The following is a 19,388-nucleotide window of genomic DNA, read 5'->3' as shown; positions in this document are numbered from 1 at the left end:
GAAGCGGCCCCGCTTTTCGACATCAACCGTATTTTCTAGGAGCGCTCTAATGGCTGTTGGTCTTGGTCCTTTGCCCACCCTGCACCCGGTTCCGGGTTTTGAACTCGGCATCGCTTCTGCCGGCATCAAGCGCCCAGGGCGCAAGGATGTGGTGGTCATGCGCTGTGCCGAAGGCTCCAGCGTGGCGGGCGTGTTCACCCTCAACGCCTTCTGCGCAGCACCGGTGATCCTGTCCAAGCAGCGTGTACAGGGCACCGTGCGCTACCTGCTGACCAACACCGGCAACGCCAACGCCGGTACCGGCGCGCCAGGCCTGGCCGCTGCCGAGCGCACCTGCGCCAAGTTGGCCGAACTGGCGGGTGTGCCAGCCGAGTCGGTACTGCCGTTTTCCACCGGCGTGATCGGCGAGCCGCTGCCGGTCGAGAAGATCGAAGGCGCGCTGCAGGCGGCCCTCGACAACCTGTCGGAAAACAACTGGGCTGAAGCCGCCACCGGCATCATGACCACCGACACCCTGCCCAAGGGTGCCAGCCGCCAGTTCCAGCACGATGGCGTGACCGTTACCGTCACCGGCATCAGCAAGGGTGCCGGCATGATTCGCCCGAACATGGCGACCATGCTCGGCTATATCGCCACCGACGCCAAGGTTGCCCCGGCGGTACTCAAGGACCTGATGCTGGACGGCGCCAACAAGTCGTTCAACCGCATCACCATCGATGGCGACACCTCGACCAACGATTGCTGCATGCTGATCGCTACCGGCAAGGCCAACCTGCCGGAAGTCACCGAAGCCAGCGGTGCGCTGTTCGAGGCGCTGAAAAAGGCCGTGTTCGAAGTGTGCATGGAAGTGGCCCAGGCCATCGTCCGTGACGGCGAAGGCGCCACCAAGTTCGTTACCGTGCAGGTCAATGGCGGTGGCAACCACCAGGAATGCCTGGACGTCGGCTACGCCGTGGCCCACTCGCCGCTGATCAAGACCGCACTGTTCGCCTCCGACCCGAACTGGGGCCGGATCCTCGCCGCGGTTGGCCGTGCCGGCGTGCCAGAGCTGGATGTGAGCCTGATCGACGTATACCTGGACAGCGTGTGCATCGCCAGCAAAGGCGGCCGCAGCCCGAGCTATACCGAGGCCCAGGGCTCGGCAGTGATGGCCCAGGAAGAGATCACCATCCGTATCGAGCTGGGCCGTGGCCAGTGCAGCGAAACCATCTGGACCACCGACCTGTCCCACGAGTACGTGAAGATCAACGCCGAGTACCGCACCTGATTTAATACTGGGGCCGCTTCGCGGCCCTTTCGCCGGCAAGCCAGCTCCCACAGGTACAGCGTAACCTTCAGGCCCTGTGCTGTACCTGTGGGAGCTGGCTTGCCTGCGATGGGCTGCAAAGCAGCCCCAAAATCCCAAACCAATGGAGCCGAACCATGAGCTATCACCTGATCATCGGCGACAAGCTGTATTCCTCCTGGTCGCTGCGTGGCGCCCTGGCCCTCGAGCTGGCCGGCGTGCCCTACGAAGAAACCCTGATCAAACTCAACCAGCCTGACACCCGTCAGCGCATCCTCGCTTTCTCCGCTACCGGCAAGGTGCCGCTGCTCAAGACCGAGCACGGTGTGATCGCCGACTCCCTGGCCATTGCCGAATACCTCAACGAACGCCACCCCGAGGCCCAGCTGTGGCCTGCCGACGTGGCGGCCCGGGCACAGGCCCGTTCGGCCTGCGCGCAGATGCACAGCGGTTTCTTCGCCCTGCGCGGTGCCATGCCATTCGACCTGTCGCGTGACCAGGCCCTGGACAGCGTGCCGCTGGAGGTACAGATCGATATCGATCGTATCGTCGCGCTGTGGTCCGAATGCCGCCTGGTGGCCAAGGACCACGGCCCGTTCCTGTTCGGCAAGCCGAGCCTGGCCGATGCCTTCTTCGCCCCAGTGGCCGTGCGCCTGCGTACCTACCGGGTGGAGGTGCCTGCAGAGGCAGCGGCCTACATCGAGACCATTTACGGCTGGCCGGCCTTCCAGGCCTGGCAGCAAGCTGGCCTGGCGGAGCGTGAAGGGTGAAACGGATTCATGTAGTAGCTGCCGTCATTCGTGGCGCTGATGGCCGTATCCTGATTGCGCGGCGTGCCGATACCCAGCACCAGGGCGGCCTGTGGGAGTTCCCGGGCGGCAAGGTGGAAGAGGGTGAAGGCGTCGAAGCGGCGCTGGCCCGTGAACTGCGCGAAGAGCTGGGCATCGAGGTGAGCCGTTCGCGCGCACTGATCAAGGTCAGCCATGACTACCCGGACAAGCAGGTGTTGCTGGATGTGCGCGAAGTCGAGGCGTTCACCGGCGAGCCGCATGGCGCCGAGGGCCAGCCGCTGGAATGGGTAGCGCCACGCGACTTGTCGCAGTATGACTTCCCGCAGGCCAACAAGCCGATCGTTGCCGCTGCGCGCCTGCCGGACCAGTACCTGATCACCCCGGATGGCCTGGAAGTGCCGCAGCTGCTCAAGGGCATCCAGAAGGCAGTGGCCAGCGGCATTCGCCTGATCCAGTTGCGTGCCCCGGACATGTACGACCCCAAGTACCGCGATGTGGCGGTGGATGCGGTCGGGCTGTGCGCGGGCAAGGCGCAGTTGATGCTCAAGGGGCCGCTGGAGTGGCTGGGCGACTTTCCGGCGGCCGGCTGGCACCTGACCGCCGCGCAATTGCGCAAGTACGCTGCCAGAGGCCGGCCGTTCCCCAAGGAACGCTGGCTGGCGGCGTCCTGCCACAGCGCCGAAGAACTGGCCCTGGCCGAGCAGATGGGCGTGGACTTTGTCACCTTGTCACCGGTGCAGGCGACCCAGACTCACCCTGAGGCGGTGCCATTGGGCTGGGATGAGGCGCAGCGCCTGATTGCCGGGTTCGACAAGCCGGTCTACCTGCTGGGTGGGGTAGGGCCGGGTGACCGGGAGCGGGCCTGGGAGGCTGGGGCACAGGGTGTGGCCGGGATTCGGGCGTTCTGGCCTGAGATTTGAGTGATTGGGGCCGCTTTGCGGCCCTTCGCGGGCAAGCCCGCTCCTACGAAGGAATCGCGTGAGCCTGAAGGGCTCGCGTACCCCTGTAGGAGCGGGCTTGCCCGCGAAGGGCTGCAAAGCAGCCCCAAAAATCTGCTCTAAGGCCTATCAGCAGGCTGCCACAAAACCTCAGCCACCCCCTGCCGCCGCCCAATGATCCGTGCCGCCACGAACAGCAAATCCGAAAGCCGGTTGATATACGCCAACCCAACCCCTTCCAACGGCTCCAGCGCATTCAACTGCTGACAGCGCCGCTCGGCACTGCGCGCCAGGCTGCGGCACACATGCGCCTGCGCCACCAGCGCCGAACCACTGGGCAGGATGAAATTCTTCAACGGCCCCAGCTCTTCGTTCCACATGTCGATGGCTGCCTCCAGGCGCTGCACTTCCGCCAGGTTCAACGCCTGATAACTGGGCATCGCCAGCTCTCCACCCAGGTCGAACAAGCGGTGCTGACACGGCGCCAGTACTGCGCTCACTTCATCCAGCCCTTGCTCGGCCAGCCCTGCCAGCAACAGGCCCAGTTGGCTATTCAGGCTGTCCACCTCGCCAATCGCCTCGATCCGCGGGTGGTCCTTGGGCACCCGGCGCCCGTCGCCGAGGCCGGTTTCGCCTTTGTCGCCAGTGCGGGTGTAGATCTTCGACAGGCGGTAGCCCATGTCACTTCTCCGTTTTGGCCGGCGCTGCCGGCTGGCCGAGGGGCAGGCGCAGGGTGAAGCAGGTACCCTGACCGGGCGTGGACTGCACTTCCATCTGCCCCTTGTGATTGTTGGTGATGATGAAATACGAGACCGACAGGCCCAGGCCGGTGCCCTGGCCGATTTCCTTGGTGGTGAAGAACGGCTCGAAGGTTCGTTTGCGCACCGCCTCGGGCATGCCGACGCCGTTGTCCTCGACCTGGATTTCCGCCCACGGCGGGTTCAGCCGGGTGCGCAGGGTGATGCGCCCGGGCTCGCTGGGTTGCGGCCGCAGGTGGATGGCCTGGGCGGCGTTTTTCAGCAGGTTGAGCAGTACCTGTTCCAGTTCGTTGGCGGTGCATGGCACTGGCCCCAGCTCGGGGTCGAACTGGCGCACGATGGCCTGGCCCTTGAAGTCGAAGCCAATGGCAAGGTCGAAGTCGTTGCCGGCAATCTCCAGCGCCTGGTCGATCAAGGCCGGCAGGTCGCAGGGCGCCAGCTGGCGGTTGCTGCGGCGGCTGAAGCTGAGCATGTGGGTGACGATCTTCGCCGCCCGAGCACCGGCCTGCTGGATGCCGTCGAGCAATTGTGGCACTTCGCGGCTGTCCAGGTAGCGGTTGACCGTGGCCAGGTCGATACCCAGCTCTTCGGCCTGCTCCTGGTTGCGCGGCAGCTCTGGCGACAGGCGCCGGCGGATGTTCTGCACGTTGTGCAGGATGGCGCCCAGCGGGTTGTTGATTTCGTGGGCCATGCCGGCGGCCAGGCCACCGACCGAGAGCATTTTCTCCGACTGCACCATCATCTCTTCCAGTGACAGGCGCTGGGTGATGTCATCGATGCGGATGACCACGCCACGGCCACCGCCGCCGGTCAGCGGGTAGAAGGTCAGGGCGTAGTGGCGTACGTCGTCGCCCTTGGACCAGGTGACCCGTTCGATCTTCGCCACCCGGTGCTTTTCCACGGTTTCTTTCAATTGCGGCAAGAACGGTTTGAGCGGTTCGAAGGCGATGAAGATCGGCTGGTTCAGCGCTTCGTCCAGCGGCGTGCCGGAAAGCACCGTGGCTTCATGGTTCCATTGGGTCACGTAGAGCTGTTCGTCGAGGGCGATCAGCGCCGAGGGCATCGAGTCGATGATGCTGTTTAGGTAGTTCTGGAAGCCTGTGAGTTTTTTCTCGATCTTGCTGCGTACCTGGACTTCCAACTCCAGCTTGCGGTTGGTGTGGCGGGTTTCCTCGGCCAGGCCTTGGGCTTGGTCATAGGCAGTCTGGAATTCGTCGCGAGTACGCTTGAGTTGCTGCTCGCGGGCTTCGATGCGCGAGAGCATGGTGTTGAAGGCTTCGGCCAGGCTGCCGATTTCATCGTCGTTGCCGCGCTGGGCGCGCAGGGCGTAGCTCTCTTCGCGGGTGACCTGGCGGCTGAGCTCTTCGAGCTGGTTGATCGGCTGGGTGATCAGGCGTTTGATCTGCCGGGCGATGACGATCCACAGCAGCACACTGAACACCAGGATGCCCAGGCTGGCGCTGAGGGTGCCGGTGTAGAAGGCGGTCGGCAGTTCGCTGCTGGCTACCAGCAGCAGGTGCGCCGGTGGGTTGGCATCGCGTGGCATGCGGATCAGTTGGGTGCTGCGAAACTCCATCAGGCGCCAGCCGTCGATGTTGCGAAAGCGCTTGGGCAGGGCCAGTGGCTCGCCGTGCTGCAACTGCGCCAGCATGCGGCCATCGCCACCATAGACAGCGGCGGCGCGCAGCGGGGTGTAGCTGTCCAGTTCCTTGAGCAGGGCGCTGGCGCTTTCCGGGGTGTCGCCGGCACGGGCCGACAGCTGCGGGTTGGCCACCAGCCGGCCAATGGTCTGCAGTGCTTGCGGCGCCATGCTTTCCTGGGTGATCCAGTAGGCGGCGCTGATGAAGGTGAGGTTGGCCACCAGCAGGATGGTCACCAGCAACACCAGCAGGGCCGCCAGCAGCTTCTGCCCGACCGGGAGGTTTTCCAGGCGTTGGCGCAAGGTCATGGGCTAGGCAATGTCCGTATCCGGTTGAAGGGGTTGCGTCAGTCGCTGGGCAAACCACGCGCGCGCAGGTTATCGACCAGGCGCTGCTGCAGGCGTTCCAGCTGTGGCAACTGCAGGCGGTGGCGGCCTGCGGCGCGGCAGGCATGGCCGAGCAGGTAATGCAACTCGGTGCGCCGACCTGCGCGCACGTCCTGGTACATGGAAGAGTAGTTGGCCGCGGTGGCTAGGATCACCCGTTGCACTTCCTCGGCCAGCTCATCCGCCGCTTCCGGCTGGCCACAGCGGCGCAGTAGCTGCGCCAGCTCGGTACACAGTGCCTCCACTTCATCCAGGTGCCCCAGCAGCCCGCCGTTCTGGCAGTCGTGCAGCACGGTCAGCGGGTTGATGGCGCAATTGAGCGCGAGTTTGCGCCACAGGCGGGTAAGGATGTCCACCGTCCACTCGGCGGGGATGCCGGCCTGCTGCAGGTCATCGAACCAGGCCGGGAGCGTCGGGTTGCATGGGTCGCCCAGCCAGTTGAAGCCGTGGCCGGCAAAGCGCACCTGCCAGTCACCCTCGCGGAAGGCCCCTTCGGTGCTGGAGGCGAAGATGCAGCGCGCGTGGGGCACCAGCTCGGCGACTTCGTCCTGGCTGCCCAGGCCGTTCTGCAGCAGCAGCACTTCGGCGCCTTCGGCCAGCCGCGGCGCCACGCTGGCAATGGCCGGGGCGGCGTCGTAGGCCTTGCAGGCCACCAGCAGGCGGTGGATCGGGCCCGCTGCCTGCGCGGTTTCGGCGGGAATGGCGTAGTGGCGGCGCTGGTCCTGTTCGACCAGGGTCAGGCCGCCGGCCCGCTGGTAGGCCTGCAACCGTTGCCCGTCACGCAGGATCAGGCGCACTGCCTTGCCTGCGCGCGCCAGGCGGCAAGCCCACAGGCTGCCCAGGCTGCCGGCGCCGAGAATATGCCAGGTGCTGCTCATATGCGTTTCGCAACCCGTTATAATGAGCCCGCATTTTAACCGTCAAACCCAGCGCGCTCCATCTTCAGCCCGAGCGCGCTTTTATTTTGGGAGAACAACCATGCCTTCGTTCGACGTGGTATCGGAACTGGACAAGCACGAAGTGCAGAACGCGGTCGACAACGCCATCAAGGACCTGGACCGCCGCTACGACCTCAAGGGCAAGGGCACCTTCGAGTTCAAGGACAAAGAACAGACCGTGATGCTCACCGCCGAGGAAGAGTTCCAGCTCGAAGCGATGCTGGAAATCCTGCGCCTGGCCCTGGTCAAGCGCAAGATCGACGTGAAGTGCCTGGAAACCAAGGACCCGTATGCCTCGGGCAAGGAAAAGAAACAGGAAGCCAAGTTCCGCGAAGGCATCGACAAGGACCTGGCGAAGAAGATCGTCGCCACCATCAAGGACGCCAAGCTGAAAGTGCAGGCCGCCATCCAGGGCGAGCAGGTGCGTGTTACCGGCAAGAAGCGCGACGACCTGCAGGAAGCCATTGCCCTGCTGCGCACCAAGGAATTCGACATGCCGCTGCAGTTCAACAACTTCCGCGACTGATGCAGGTGCCGCCCGGAACCCCGATGGCGTAATGATGTCCATGGGGGCCGGGGCCACGTAATCACGCGCGGCCTGTTCTACCTTGTACTTGCCGCTCGGCATCAGGAGATGAATATGGATTTGAACGCTGAAGTCGATCAGCTGGTCCGCCAATCCCAGACCTGGGTCCCTTTGATCATGGAATACGGCAGCCGTGTGCTGCTGGCGCTGCTGACCCTGGCAGTCGGTTGGTGGGTCATCAACAAGGTCAGCGCCCGCCTGGGCAAGCTGGTTGGCCTGCGCAACGCCGACCTGGCGCTGCAGGGCTTCATCAGCACGCTGGCGAATATCGTGCTGAAGGTGCTGCTGTTGGTCAGCGTGGCGTCGATGATCGGCATCGAGACCACCTCGTTCGTCGCCGCCATCGGTGCCGCGGGCCTGGCCATCGGCCTGGCCTTGCAGGGCAGCCTGGCGAACTTCGCCGGTGGTGTGCTGATCCTGATGTTCCGCCCGTTCCGCATTGGTGACTGGATCGAGGCGCAGGGCGTGGCCGGCACCGTCGACAGCATCCAGATCTTCCACACCGTGCTGCGCACCGGTGACAACAAGACCGTGATCATGCCCAACGGCAGCCTGTCCAACGGCATCATCACCAACACCAACCGCCAGCCGACGCGCAAGGTGGTGTTCGATGTGGGCGTGGACTACGAGGCCGACCTGCAGAAGGCCCGCAACGTGCTGCTGGAGCTGGCGCAGGATCCGCGTGTGCTGCCTGACCCGGCGCCGCAGGCGGTGGTGGCGACGCTGGGTGACAGCTCGATTACCGTGTCGCTGCGTCTGTGGACCAAGACCTCCGATTACTGGGACGTGATGTTCATGCTCAACGAGCATGCGCGTGACCGGTTGAAGGCCGAAGGGATCGACATTCCGTTCCCGCAGCGGGTGATTCGTGTGGTGCAGGAGACTGCTACGCAGTAACACCGCGTTGGTATTGGTTGGGGCCGCTTCGCGCCCCTTCGCGGGCAAGCCCGCTCCTACAGGTACTGCGCTGCCCTCGGGTTTGGCGCTCAATTCCCTGTAGGAGCGGGCTTGCCCGCGAAGGGGCGCGAAGCGGCCCCGGCTTTTTACACTTGTTCACAGCAAAACCCCGCCATTTCTGGCATATAGCCTGACCCCACCTGTCCCCCAATACGCCATCATGAAACCACTGCTGTACATCACCCCCTTGCGCGCCTTGCTGTTCGGCCTGACCCTGGCCCTGTTCGAGCTGCTGACCTACCTGGCCAGCGATGCCGTGATGCCGGCCATGCCAGTGGTCGTCGGTGACCTCGACGCCAGCCCCGAATACATCCCGCACGCGCTCAACCTGTACCTGCTCGGTGGCGTGGTGCTGCAATGGCTGATCGGCCCGCTGGCCGACCGCTATGGGCGGCGGCCGCTGCTGCTGATTGGCTGTGCGTTCTTCGGCGTGGCCTGCCTGGCCACCTTCTGGGTCCATGACATCGGCCTGTTCAACCTGCTGCGCCTGTTGCAGGGCATCGGCCTGGGCTTCGTGGTCACGGTCAGCTACCCGGCCCTGAACGAGGCCTTCAGCGAGGCGGACGCCGTGCGCATGATGGCCTTGCTGGCCAATATCGCCTTGCTGTCACCACTGCTCGGGCCACTGGTGGGTACTTTGCTGCTGCAGTGGCTGGACTGGCGCTGGCTATTCGTGGCCTTCGCCATTGGTGCGGTGCTGGCCTGGGTGCTGCTGTACCGGCTGATGCCCGAAACCCTGGGTGTGGAACGTCGTGATGGCTCACGCCTGGCGTTCACCCCGATCCATTTGCTGCCGCTGCTGGCGGGTTACGCTCAGTTGCTGGCCAACCGTCGCTTTGTCGCTGGCAGTGCCGCCCTGGGGCTGGTCGGTTTGCCGTTGATTGGCTGGATCGGCCTGTCGCCGGTGCTGCTGATTCACGATGAGGGGCTGAGCACCATGGAGTACGCCTTGTGGCAACTGCCGGTGTTTGGCGGGCTGATCCTCGGCAACTTGATCATCAACCGCATCGCCGACCGCTATCCGCTGCCGGCCTTGGTGCGTGGCGCGCTGTGGCCATACCTGGCCGGCCTGTGCCTGATGGTGCTGGCGACCTGGTATTGGCCGAGCGTGACTAGCGTGGTGGCGGGTATGTCGCTGTATGCGCTGGGGCTGGGCGTGGCCAACGCGGTGTTGTACCGCATGACGCTGTTTGCCAGCGAGCAGAGCAAGGGCCTGGTTTCGGCCATGCTGGGCATGATCACCATTGCCCTGCTGGGGCTGGGTGGGGCGGTGCTGGCAATGATTGGTGCCGGTGCCAGCCTGCTGCACTTCGCCCTGGCGGCGGGGGTGGCGGGGGCGTTGGCGCTTTGGCCACTGTGGTTCGTCGTAGGTGGGCAGTCTGGGGAAGGGGCTGTCGCTCAGTAGTCTGTGTTTGCCTGTCCCGGCCCTATCGCCGGCAAGCCGGCTCCCACAGGTACTGCACAGGGCTTGAGGCCTATGCGGTCGAGGTGGGAGCAATTGTCTTGTATTGCCTGGACTGGCCTCATCGCCGGCAAGCCGGCTCCCACAGGTACTGCACAGGGCTTGAGGCCTATGCGGTCGAGGTGGGAGCTGGCTTGCCGGCGATAGGGCCAGAACAGGCGGTCAAAATCTATCAGGGCCGCTCGGCCGCCGAGTTTTCCTCTGCCACCGGAGTCCCGCGCCCGGACTCCTGGCGCCACTGCAAGGCGATCAGGATCAGCGTAGGCACGCCCAGCAGGGCGGTGATCAGGAAGAAGTCGTGGTAGCCGAACTTCTCCACCATGACCCCCGAATACCCGCCGATCAGGCGCGGCAACAGCAGCATGATCGAGCTGAGCAGCGCGTACTGGGTAGCCGAGAACTTCAGGTTGGTCAGGCTCGACAGATAGGCGACGAAGGCCGAGGTGGCCATGCCGGAGCTGAAGTTGTCCAGCGAGATGGTCACCACCAGCATCTTCAGGTTCGGGCCCATGTCGGCCAGCATCAGGAACAGGATATTGGTGCCTGCCGAAGCCACGCCACCGATGAACAGGATCGGCATGATGCCGAAGCGCACGATCAGCAGGCCGCCGATCCCGGCGCCGACCAGGGTCATGACCAGGCCGAAGATCTTGCTGACGCTGGCGATCTCGTCCTTGGTGAAGCCCATGTCGATGTAGAACACGTTGGCCATCACCCCCATCACCGTGTCCGACATGCGGTAGGTGGCGATCAGGCCGAGCAGCAGCAGGGCCTGCCAGCGGTAGCGGGCGATGAAGTCGTTGACCGGGGTCAGCACCGGTGCCAGGCCGCGCCGGCCGAGGCTCGACAGGCACGCCCAGGTCAGCAGCACATAGAGGATCAGGCGCAGGAAGGCACGGTCTTCCAGCAGCAGGTCGAGTGGCGAGGCATCGCCGGTTATGACGCTGGACCAGCCGGTATTGAACATTTGGGTGAAACTGGCCGGTACCGACACCAGCAGGATGATCAGCACGAACACCGACGCCAGTTGGTGCATCAGCCCGTAGCGTGCTGCCGACAGCTGGGTGCGCAGGGGCACCGGTGGCTCGCGCATGACCAGGGTGGTGAACAGCGCAGGCAGCATCATCACGGCGAAGATGACGTAGGTGCCGGCCCAGGCCTTGTGCAGGTAGCTGAAACCGGTGGAGCCGAACCATTCCGCGAAGAACAGTGCACCGGCCGTGGCGAGCAGGGCCGCCACCCGGTAGCCGGCCATGTAGCTGGCGGCGAGTGCGGCCTGGCGCTGGTCGTCGGCGATTTCCAGGCGGTAGGCATCGACGGCGATGTCCTGGGTGGCCGAGGCGAAGGCCACCAGCACCGCCAAGGCGATCAGCCACGACAGGTGCTGTTGCGGGTCGCACAGGCTCATGCCGACCAGGCCGATCACCACCAGCGATTGCGACAGCAGCAGCCACGAACGCCGGCGCCCCAGGCTGCCGAGCAGCGGCAGGCGCCATTGGTCGAGCAGTGGCGACCATACCCACTTGAAGGCGTAGGCCAGGCCGATCAGGCTGGCGTAGCCAATGGTCTCGCGGGCCACGCCGGCTTCGCGCAGCCACACCGACAGGGTCGAGAACACCAGCATGTAAGGCAGACCGGCGGCGAAGCCGAGCAGCAGAAGTACCAGGGTTGACGGGCTGGCATATGCAGCAAGCGCAGCGCGCCAGGTTTTACGGGGCATGGGCCAACATCTGCCTCAAGTTTGCGAAAACAAAGCGCGCACTCTAACCGCTGTGCTCCATCGGGCGCCAGCCATGGCGCGTCATATCCACACGATTGTTGGTTACATTCACACCTTCCGCACGCAGTCGTGCCCGTTGTTCATCCCCCGACGGAGTACCCAGTGCCAGGCTCAGACGGCCACCTGCGCCGAGCACCCGATGCCAGGGCAGGCGGGTATCCGTGGGCAACTGCCCCAGGGTGCGCCCGACCCAGCGCGCCGCCCGCCCAAGCCCCGCCAGCTCAGCCAGCTGGCCATAGCTGACCACCTTGCCGGCCGGCACTTGACCGAGTACCGAATACAGCGCCGTTCGTCGGCCCTCGGCAGAGGCGAGGGCGTGTTCATATCCAGCGGACATCACGCCCCCACTGGGCTGCAGGTGAAACCGGACCGGCGGTCTGGCAAATGAGAGTTGAACTCAACGGCATGCTCCCGGTCTGTGCTTGTTCTGGTCGTCGGTATCTGGATAATGCCCGGCTTTTTCGTCAAATCGAACCCGTAGTCCGCCTATGTATTCTAGATCCTTTTTGTGCCTGCTAGCTGCCACCCTGTGCGCCTCCCCGGTGTTCGCCGACACAGTGTGGATGAAGAACGGTGACCGGCTCAGCGGCAAAATCAAAGTCTTCGACGGCGGCAAACTGCTGCTGGAAACCTCCTATGGCGGCTCTATCGCCCTGGACTGGAAAGAGGTCCAGACCCTGGAGAGCGACCAGGAGATGTTGGTCAAGCAGGACGCCTATAGCGGTGAGAGGGCCAAGTCGCTGAAGGCCGCCGAGCCTGGCAAGGTGACCCTGGCCAATGGCGAGACGCCGAAGACCGTGGAGTTGGCCAGCATCGAGCAGATCATGAAGCCCAAGCCGCTGGTCGAGGACTTGGTGTGGAAAGGCAACGTCGACGTCGCCCTGGACTACAAGCGTGCCGAGAACGATACCGACGACTACGATGTCGGCTTCAAGACCACCGCTCGCCACGACCGCTGGCGGCACAATGCCGAAGGCGAATACAACCGCGAGACCAAGGATGACGTCACCACCACCAACAACTGGAGTGCCGAGTACGCCCTGGACCGCTTCCTCACCGAGAAGTGGTTCTGGCAAGGGCGCCTGGAGTACAAACGCGACCACATAGAGGACCTGGCCCGCCAGCGCACCGTGGGTACCGGCCCGGGTTACCAGTTCTGGGATGACGAGCTAGGGGCGTTCTCGCTGGGTTCGCTGATCAACCGCACCGACTTCGAGTACCAGGATGGCGCCAAGGACAACTTCTATTCCGCGGCGGTGAAGTGGGACTACACCCGCTACCTGATCGGCAAGAACGTGCAGTTGTTCACCAATGGCGAGTTCGCCAAGCCCCTGGGGAACGTGGCCGACTACTCGCTGGATGCCGAGGTTGGCTTGCGCTACAAGGTCACCGAGTGGGCCTCGCTCAACCTCAAGGCAGAGAAGGACATCATTTCCGGCACGCGGGACAGCGATCTGGACAAGACCCGCTATACCGCTGGCTTTGGCGTGACCTGGTAGATCCCTTGGGGCCGCTTTGCGGCCCATCGCGACACAAGGCCGCTCCCACAGGGGGACGCGATCCCTTGTGGGAGCGGCCTTGTGTCGCGAAAGGGCTGCGCAGCGGCCCCATTGGCACTGGATGTGATAATGCTTATCTTGTCCCCCATCCAGTCCGCCGCCAGGAGCCGCCCTCAAGTGACTACCAACGCCATCCGCCCCGCCCGGGAACTACTGCTCAAGGAATACCGCGGCGTGCTCTCGACCCATTCCAAATCGATGCCCGGCTACCCCTTCGGCTCGGTCGTGCCGTATTGCCTGGATGCCCAGGGCAACCCGCTGATCCTCATCAGCCGCATCGCCCAGCACACCCACAACCTGCAGAAAGACCCCAAGTGTTCCCTGCTGGTGGGGGAGCGCGAAGCCGAGGATGTGCAGGCCGTGGGGCGCCTGACGGTGATGGCCGAGGCGCACAAGCTGGTGGACGAGGCCACCATCGAGGCCGCCGCCGAACGCTACTACCGCTACTTCCCGGACGCCGCCAACTACCACAAGGCCCACGACTTCGACTTCTGGGTGCTGCAGCCGGTGCGCCACCGCTACATCGGCGGCTTCGGCGCGATCCACTGGCTCGACCAGGTGACCTTGGCCAACCCGTTCGCCGGCAAGGCCGAGGCGAGCATGGTCGAGCACATGAACAGCGATCACGCCAATGCCATTGCCCACTATGTGGCGCTGACCGACCTGCCGCGCTATGCGCCAGCGCAGATGGTCGGGGTGGACAGCGAGGGCATGCACCTGCGCATTGGCCAGGCGGTACACTGGCTGCCTTTCCCAAGTATTTGCAACACGCCGACACAAGTCCGCGAAGCCCTGGTTTTGCTGGCTCGCGCCGACCAGTGGCCGGTTGCGACGGAAGTCGAGGGTTGAAATCCGCAGCACAGGCATCCATCTGAGGTCTTATTGGAAGGTTCTCTTCCGTCGAGGAATCCTTGATGCGTGCTTTTCTACTGCTGTTTCTGATTTTTCCTGTGCTGGAGCTGTTCGTCTTCGTCAAGGTCAGCGCCGCCATCGGTTTCTTCCCGGCGCTGCTGCTGATCATCGCCGGCTCCGCCCTGGGTGTGCTGGTGATGCGGGTGGCCGGCCTGGCCACCGCACTGCGTGCCCGTGAAAGCCTGCAGCGTGGCGAACTGCCCGCCGAGGACATGTTCCAGGGCATGATGCTGGCCGTCGGTGGCGGCCTGCTGTTGCTGCCGGGTTTCATCAGCGACGTGCTGGGCCTGTTGTGCCTGCTGCCGTTCACCCGCCATCTGGCTGCGCGCAAGATGCGTGAGCGTGCCGAAGCCCAGGCCATGCGCCAGCGCGCGTTCCAGGACGACCCGTTCCAGGCGCAGCCGCGTGATGGCGGCCATCGTCCGAACGTGATCGAGGGCGAGTACGAGCGCCGCGACAAATAAAGGCCGGGGGCCGCTTCGCGCCCCATTCCGACCGGTCCGGCGCCCCGGCAAGGCTGTTCTCATAGAACAACACATAACTTATTGATTAGCAGGGTCCCTGTGGGAGCGGGCATGCCCGCGAACACCGGCGCAGCCGGTGCCATCCACCGTGTTGGATTCTTCGCGGGCACGCCCGCTCCCACAGAGGCCGCGTCGCGCTAACGAATTGAGTTCTCTGCGCGACAGAGCAGCCCACAGGAAATATGCATCCCCTGTGGGAGCGGCCTTGCCGGGGCGCCGGACCGGTCGGAATGGGGCGCGAAGCGGCCCCAGCTTTTTGCGCAATCCACTGGCTAATGAAAAATTTTCTGAAACAAGCCTTGTAATTGAATATGGCGGCCTCATGTATGTGGTCACCGCAAGGTTTCTGGTGGCAACGCCAGACATGACTCAGGTGGTTCGCCCATTGCGGGCCACCTCCCGGCAACGCCGGACTGCATCAACCCGCCGGTGTCGACACCGGCCGATGAAAACCACAATTTGGGAGAGATCGACAATGAAGCTTCGTCCTCTGCATGACCGCGTCGTCATCCGTCGCAGCGAAGAAGAATCGAAAACCGCTGGCGGTATCGTCCTGCCGGGTTCGGCCGCTGAAAAACCAAACCGCGGCGAAGTCGTCGCCGTCGGCACCGGTCGCATCCTGGACAACGGCGAAGTTCGCGCGCTGGCCGTGAAAGTGGGTGACAAAGTGGTTTTCGGCCCTTACTCGGGCAGCAACACCGTGAAAGTCGATGGCGAAGACCTGCTGGTCATGGCCGAGAACGAAATCCTCGCCGTCATCGAAGGCTGATTTCCCCGACTTCCCGTTACTCCAAAGAATTCCAAGGATTAAACGATCATGGCTGCTAAAGACGTAAAATTCGGCGATTCCGCTCGTAAGAAAATGCTGGTTGGTGTCAACGTTCTGGCTGACGCGGTAAAAGCGACCCTCGGCCCGAAAGGCCGCAACGTGGTCCTGGCCAAGAGCTTCGGCGCGCCGACCATCACCAAGGACGGCGTTTCCGTCGCTAAAGAAATCGAGCTGAAAGACGCCTTCGAAAACATGGGCGCCCAGCTGGTCAAGGAAGTCGCTTCCAAGGCCAACGACGCTGCCGGCGACGGCACCACCACCGCTACCGTCCTGGCTCAGGCCATCGTCAACGAAGGCCTGAAAGCCGTCGCTGCCGGCATGAACCCGATGGACCTGAAGCGCGGCATCGACAAGGCCACCGCTGCCGTTGTCGCCGAGCTGAAGAACCTGTCCAAGCCGTGCGCCGATTCCAAGGCCATCGCCCAGGTAGGTACCATCTCCGCCAACTCCGACAACTCCATCGGTGAAATCATCGCCGAAGCCATGGAAAAAGTCGGTAAAGAAGGCGTGATCACCGTTGAAGAAGGCTCGGGCCTGGAAAACGAACTGTCCGTCGTAGAGGGCATGCAGTTCGACCGTGGCTACCTGTCGCCGTACTTCGTCAACAAGCCGGACACCATGGTTGCCGAGCTGGAAGGCCCGCTGCTGCTGCTGGTCGACAAGAAGATCTCCAACATCCGCGAGCTGCTGCCAGTGCTGGAAGCCGTTGCCAAGGCCGGCCGCCCACTGCTGATCGTTGCCGAGGACGTCGAAGGCGAAGCGCTGGCTACCCTGGTAGTCAACAACATGCGCGGCATCGTCAAGGTTGCCGCGGTCAAGGCACCGGGCTTCGGCGACCGCCGCAAGGCCATGCTGCAGGACATCGCCGTTCTGACTGGCGGCCAGGTCATCTCCGAAGAAATCGGCCTGTCCCTGGAAACCGCTACCCTGGAGCACCTGGGTAACGCCAAGCGCGTGATCCTGTCCAAGGAAAACACCACCATCATCGATGGTGCTGGCGCTGACACCGAGATCGAAGCACGCGTGAAGCAGATCCGTGCCCAGATCGAAGAAACTTCCTCGGACTACGACCGTGAGAAGCTGCAAGAGCGTCTGGCCAAGCTGGCTGGCGGTGTTGCCGTGATCAAGGTCGGTGCCGGCACCGAAGTTGAAATGAAAGAGAAGAAAGCCCGCGTTGAAGACGCCCTGCACGCTACCCGTGCAGCCGTTGAAGAAGGCGTGGTGCCTGGCGGTGGTGTTGCCCTGGTTCGCGCCCTGGCGGCCATCGCTGACCTGAAAGGCGACAACGAAGACCAGAACGTCGGTATCGCTCTGCTGCGTCGTGCTGTCGAAGCGCCGCTGCGCCAGATCACTGCCAACGCCGGCGACGAGCCGAGCGTGGTTGCTGACAAGGTCAAGCAAGGTTCGGGCAACTACGGTTACAACGCCGCTACCGGCGAATACGGCGACATGATCGAGATGGGCATCTTGGACCCAGCCAAGGTCACCCGTTCGGCGCTGCAAGCTGCTGCTTCGATCGGCGGTCTGATGATCACCACCGAAGCCATGGTTGCCGACCTGCCGGAAGACAAGCCAGCTGCTGGCATGCCTGACATGGGCGGTATGGGTGGCATGGGCGGCATGATGTAAGCCAGCCTTACCCCCTGCACCATGAAAAAGCCCCGGTTCGTGAGAGCCGGGGCTTTTTCGTTTTTCTATGATGGCCATTGGGGCTGCTGTGCAGCCCATCGCGACACAAGGCCGCTCCCACAGGGATCGCATAAGCCTCTGGGAAATTCTATGGTTTCTGGCAATGGTATCAGGGTTATCAGTGCTCGCCGCGGCATCTTCAGCGTGTGTGAGATCGAGCCCGTGAAGGATCAGTGAAAAAACCGTCAAGTCCGGTGAATTTTCCCTGGGGCTGGCACCGTGCGGGCATAGGCCTTAAGCTGCGCCTGCCGCGCACTACAGCGAGAAGCGCCGCACAGGAGAAACCGATGCGCATTCTTTTGGTTGAAGACAACCGCGATATCCTGGCCAACCTGGCCGATTACCTGGGCATGAAGGGCTACACCGTCGACTGCGCCCAGGATGGCCTGTCCGGCCTGCACCTGGCTGCCACCGAGCACTACGACCTGATCGTGCTCGACATCATGCTGCCCGGGATCGATGGCTATACCCTGTGCAAGCGTCTGCGCGAGGATGCCCGCCGCGACACGCCAGTGATCATGCTCACCGCTCGTGACCAGTTGGACGACCGTCTGCAAGGTTTCCGCTCCGGTGCCGACGATTACCTGCTCAAGCCGTTCGCCCTGTCGGAGCTGGCGGCACGCATCGAAGCGGTGCTGCGCCGTGCCCAGGGCGGCGGGCGCCGTACCCTGCAGGTGGCCGACCTCAGCTATGACCTCGATACCCTGGAAGTCACCCGCCAGGGCCGGCTGCTCAAGCTCAACCCGGTCGGCCTCAAGTTGCTGGCGGTGCTGATGCAGAAAAGCCCACATGTCTTGCGCCGTGAGGTGCTGGAAGAAGCCCTGTGGGGCGACGACTGCCCTGACAGCGACAGCCTGCGCAGCCATGTGCACCAGCTGCGCCAGGTGATCGACAAACCGTTCGAAAAAACGCTGTTGCATACCGTCCATGGCGTCGGCTATCGCCTCGCCGAGGGCCGCGATGGAGTTTAAGCAAAGCCTTGCCCAGCGCATCATCATCGCTTTTGCCCTGATGAGCGCGCTGGTGGCCGGGGCCTTCGCCTTCGGCATCGTCGCCACCGTGCACCTGGTCGAAGAGCGGCTGATTTCCTCGGTGCTGGGCGGTGACCTGCAGCGCCTGCTGCGCATGGACAGCGTCAATGACTGGAGCCACCGGCCGCGCCCCGACCAGTTGTTCTACTTCAGCGGCGGGCGTGACGACTTCGAGCTGCCCAAGGACCTGCGCCACCTCGACCGTGGCTTCCACGAGGTGTTCCGCGACCAGCTGTCGTACCACGCCATGGTCGAGATCGTCGATGGCCGCCACTATGTGCTGCTGCAGGACCAGAGCGACTTCGAAGAGCGCGAGCGCGTGCTGTTCGCGGTGGTGGTGGTGGGCTTCGTGCTCAGCCTGGTGCTGGCGGTCATCCTCGGCTGGCTGGTGGCGCGCCGGGTGATGGCGCCGGTGATCCGCCTGGCGCGCCAGGTACGCCACCGCGACCAATTGCTGGGCCTGGCCCCGCCCTTGGCGCCGGACTATGCCGCGGACGAAGTCGGCCAACTGGCGGTGGCCTTCGACGACACCCTGGGCCGCCTGCGCGACGCGTTGACCCGCGAACGGCTGTTCACCAGCGACGTCAGCCACGAACTGCGCACGCCCTTGATGGTGCTGGCCACTTCCTGCGAGCTGCTGATGGAGAACCCTACGCTGGACGCGCGCTCGCGCAGCCAGGTGGAGCGCGTGGCGCGGGCCACGGAAGAAATGCGTGAGCTGGTCAAGACGTTCCTGATGCTGGCCCGGGCGCAGCGCGACGAAGGCGCGGTGGCATCCCGGGCGACCCTGCGGGAAGTGGCCGACGAACTCATCGGTGTCTGGCGCGACACCATCGAGCAGAAGGGCTTGGCCTTGTATTTCGATGGACGCGTCAGTGCCAGCCCGGTGCTGTACAACGCCACCTTCCTGCAGTCGGTGATGGGCAACCTGCTGCGCAATGCGGCGCACTACACCGACAGTGGCTACATCCGTTTGAGCCTGGAAGCCAATGGCTTCAGCGTGGAGGACAGTGGCGTGGGGATCCCCGAAGAGCAGCGCGAGGCGATGTTCCGGCCGTTCGTGCGTGGTGACGAGCGGCGCGGCGAGGGCCTGGGGTTGGGCTTGTCGCTGGTACAGCGGATCTGTGACGACCAGGGCTGGCATGTCACCCTCACATCAACCTTCCCGCACGGTTGCCGTTTTCAGGTGGACCTGAGCAACACTGCGGCCAAGGGCGAGCTGGAGCCGTTGCCCGAGTAATGTGCTGTAACGGCTGATGTGGCGGGCAACACTTTTTTCACATTGGCATGACCTGATTCCAACGCTTGATTACCTAAGGTGGG

18 protein-coding genes are annotated in these 19,388 nt (G+C 63.9%); 13 read left to right on the top strand and 5 right to left on the bottom strand.

Annotation, left to right across the window (positions count from 1 at the left end; all coding sequences use genetic code 11):
- Positions 1–49: 49 nt before the first annotated feature.
- The 3 genes from argJ to TZ03_RS14075 all read left to right on the top strand — a co-directional run bounded on the left by argJ (position 50) and on the right by TZ03_RS14075 (position 2,996).
- Positions 50–1,267, top strand: a complete 1,218-nt coding sequence (gene argJ, locus TZ03_RS14085) for a bifunctional glutamate N-acetyltransferase/amino-acid acetyltransferase ArgJ (protein WP_051098529.1) — start codon at positions 50–52, stop codon at positions 1,265–1,267.
- 155 nt (positions 1,268–1,422) lie between these two features.
- Positions 1,423–2,055 carry a glutathione S-transferase family protein gene (locus TZ03_RS14080; RefSeq protein WP_051098526.1) on the top strand — a complete coding sequence of 211 codons (633 nt, stop codon included), beginning with the start codon at positions 1,423–1,425 and terminating at the stop codon, positions 2,053–2,055.
- Positions 2,052–2,996, top strand: coding sequence for a Nudix family hydrolase (locus tag TZ03_RS14075; RefSeq protein WP_051098524.1), 945 nt, complete (start codon positions 2,052–2,054; stop codon positions 2,994–2,996). The genes TZ03_RS14080 and TZ03_RS14075 overlap by 4 nt, the downstream gene beginning before the upstream one ends.
- A 137-nt stretch (positions 2,997–3,133) precedes the next feature.
- Here TZ03_RS14075 and TZ03_RS14070 read toward each other — a convergent pair whose 3' ends face one another.
- From TZ03_RS14070 to TZ03_RS14060, 3 genes are read right to left on the bottom strand one after another with little or no spacing between them, the layout of a single operon-like run.
- Positions 3,134–3,694, bottom strand: a complete 561-nt coding sequence (locus TZ03_RS14070; RefSeq protein WP_051098521.1) for a cob(I)yrinic acid a,c-diamide adenosyltransferase — start codon at positions 3,692–3,694, stop codon at positions 3,134–3,136.
- 1 nt (position 3,695) lies between these two features.
- Complete coding sequence (locus tag TZ03_RS14065; protein WP_051098519.1) at positions 3,696–5,720, bottom strand: ATP-binding protein; 2,025 nt, start codon at positions 5,718–5,720, stop codon at positions 3,696–3,698.
- Between the two features lie 38 nt (positions 5,721–5,758).
- Positions 5,759–6,676, bottom strand: coding sequence for a putative 2-dehydropantoate 2-reductase (locus tag TZ03_RS14060; RefSeq protein WP_051098517.1), 918 nt, complete (start codon positions 6,674–6,676; stop codon positions 5,759–5,761).
- 100 nt (positions 6,677–6,776) lie between these two features.
- Here TZ03_RS14060 and TZ03_RS14055 point away from each other — a divergent pair, with 100 nt between their 5' ends.
- From TZ03_RS14055 to TZ03_RS14045, 3 genes are all read left to right on the top strand, one after another.
- Positions 6,777–7,262 (top strand): YajQ family cyclic di-GMP-binding protein, encoded by a 486-nt coding sequence (locus TZ03_RS14055; RefSeq protein WP_013974099.1) that lies wholly within the window; start codon positions 6,777–6,779, stop codon positions 7,260–7,262.
- Positions 7,263–7,376: 114 nt separating this feature from the next.
- The gene (locus TZ03_RS14050; RefSeq protein WP_051098515.1) at positions 7,377–8,219 is read left to right on the top strand and encodes a mechanosensitive ion channel family protein; all 843 of its coding nucleotides are present in this window, start codon (positions 7,377–7,379) and stop codon (positions 8,217–8,219) included.
- Between the two features lie 220 nt (positions 8,220–8,439).
- Positions 8,440–9,684, top strand: a complete 1,245-nt coding sequence (locus TZ03_RS14045) for an MFS transporter (protein ID WP_051098513.1) — start codon at positions 8,440–8,442, stop codon at positions 9,682–9,684.
- A gap of 229 nt (positions 9,685–9,913) precedes the next feature.
- On the opposite strand, the gene TZ03_RS14040 is transcribed toward TZ03_RS14045, so the two are convergent.
- Both TZ03_RS14040 and TZ03_RS14035 read right to left on the bottom strand, forming a co-directional pair.
- Positions 9,914–11,461: an AmpG family muropeptide MFS transporter gene (locus tag TZ03_RS14040; protein WP_051098510.1), complete on the bottom strand. Its 1,548-nt coding sequence runs from the start codon at positions 11,459–11,461 to the stop codon at positions 9,914–9,916.
- A gap of 43 nt (positions 11,462–11,504) precedes the next feature.
- Positions 11,505–11,858, bottom strand: coding sequence for an MGMT family protein (locus TZ03_RS14035; protein WP_051098508.1), 354 nt, complete (start codon positions 11,856–11,858; stop codon positions 11,505–11,507).
- Positions 11,859–12,009: 151 nt separating this feature from the next.
- On the opposite strand from TZ03_RS14035, the gene TZ03_RS14030 reads away from it, so the two are divergent.
- From TZ03_RS14030 to TZ03_RS14000, 7 genes are all read left to right on the top strand, one after another.
- Positions 12,010–13,020, top strand: coding sequence for a DUF481 domain-containing protein (locus TZ03_RS14030; protein ID WP_051098506.1), 1,011 nt, complete (start codon positions 12,010–12,012; stop codon positions 13,018–13,020).
- Positions 13,021–13,197: 177 nt separating this feature from the next.
- Positions 13,198–13,929, top strand: a complete 732-nt coding sequence (locus TZ03_RS14025) for a HugZ family protein (RefSeq protein ID WP_051098503.1) — start codon at positions 13,198–13,200, stop codon at positions 13,927–13,929.
- 65 nt (positions 13,930–13,994) lie between these two features.
- Positions 13,995–14,456, top strand: coding sequence for an FxsA family protein (locus tag TZ03_RS14020; protein WP_051098501.1), 462 nt, complete (start codon positions 13,995–13,997; stop codon positions 14,454–14,456).
- A gap of 535 nt (positions 14,457–14,991) precedes the next feature.
- A complete protein-coding gene (locus TZ03_RS14015; RefSeq protein ID WP_003260750.1) occupies positions 14,992–15,285 on the top strand; it encodes a co-chaperone GroES in 294 nt (97 codons plus the stop codon).
- A gap of 48 nt (positions 15,286–15,333) precedes the next feature.
- Positions 15,334–16,974 (top strand): chaperonin GroEL, encoded by a 1,641-nt coding sequence (gene groL / locus TZ03_RS14010; protein WP_051098499.1) that lies wholly within the window; start codon positions 15,334–15,336, stop codon positions 16,972–16,974.
- Positions 16,975–17,321: 347 nt separating this feature from the next.
- Positions 17,322–18,005: a two-component system response regulator ColR gene (gene colR, locus TZ03_RS14005; protein WP_047933189.1), complete on the top strand. Its 684-nt coding sequence runs from the start codon at positions 17,322–17,324 to the stop codon at positions 18,003–18,005.
- Positions 17,995–19,305 (top strand): sensor histidine kinase, encoded by a 1,311-nt coding sequence (locus TZ03_RS14000; protein ID WP_051098497.1) that lies wholly within the window; start codon positions 17,995–17,997, stop codon positions 19,303–19,305. The genes colR and TZ03_RS14000 overlap by 11 nt, the downstream gene beginning before the upstream one ends.
- Positions 19,306–19,388: the final 83 nt, after the last annotated feature.

Origin of the sequence: Pseudomonas sp. 10-1B (assembly GCF_000935045.1) — a bacterium.
GTDB lineage: Bacteria > Pseudomonadota > Gammaproteobacteria > Pseudomonadales > Pseudomonadaceae > Aquipseudomonas.
The sequence above is the reverse complement of the archived record's forward strand: the minus strand, read 5'-3'. Positions and strand labels throughout refer to the sequence as shown.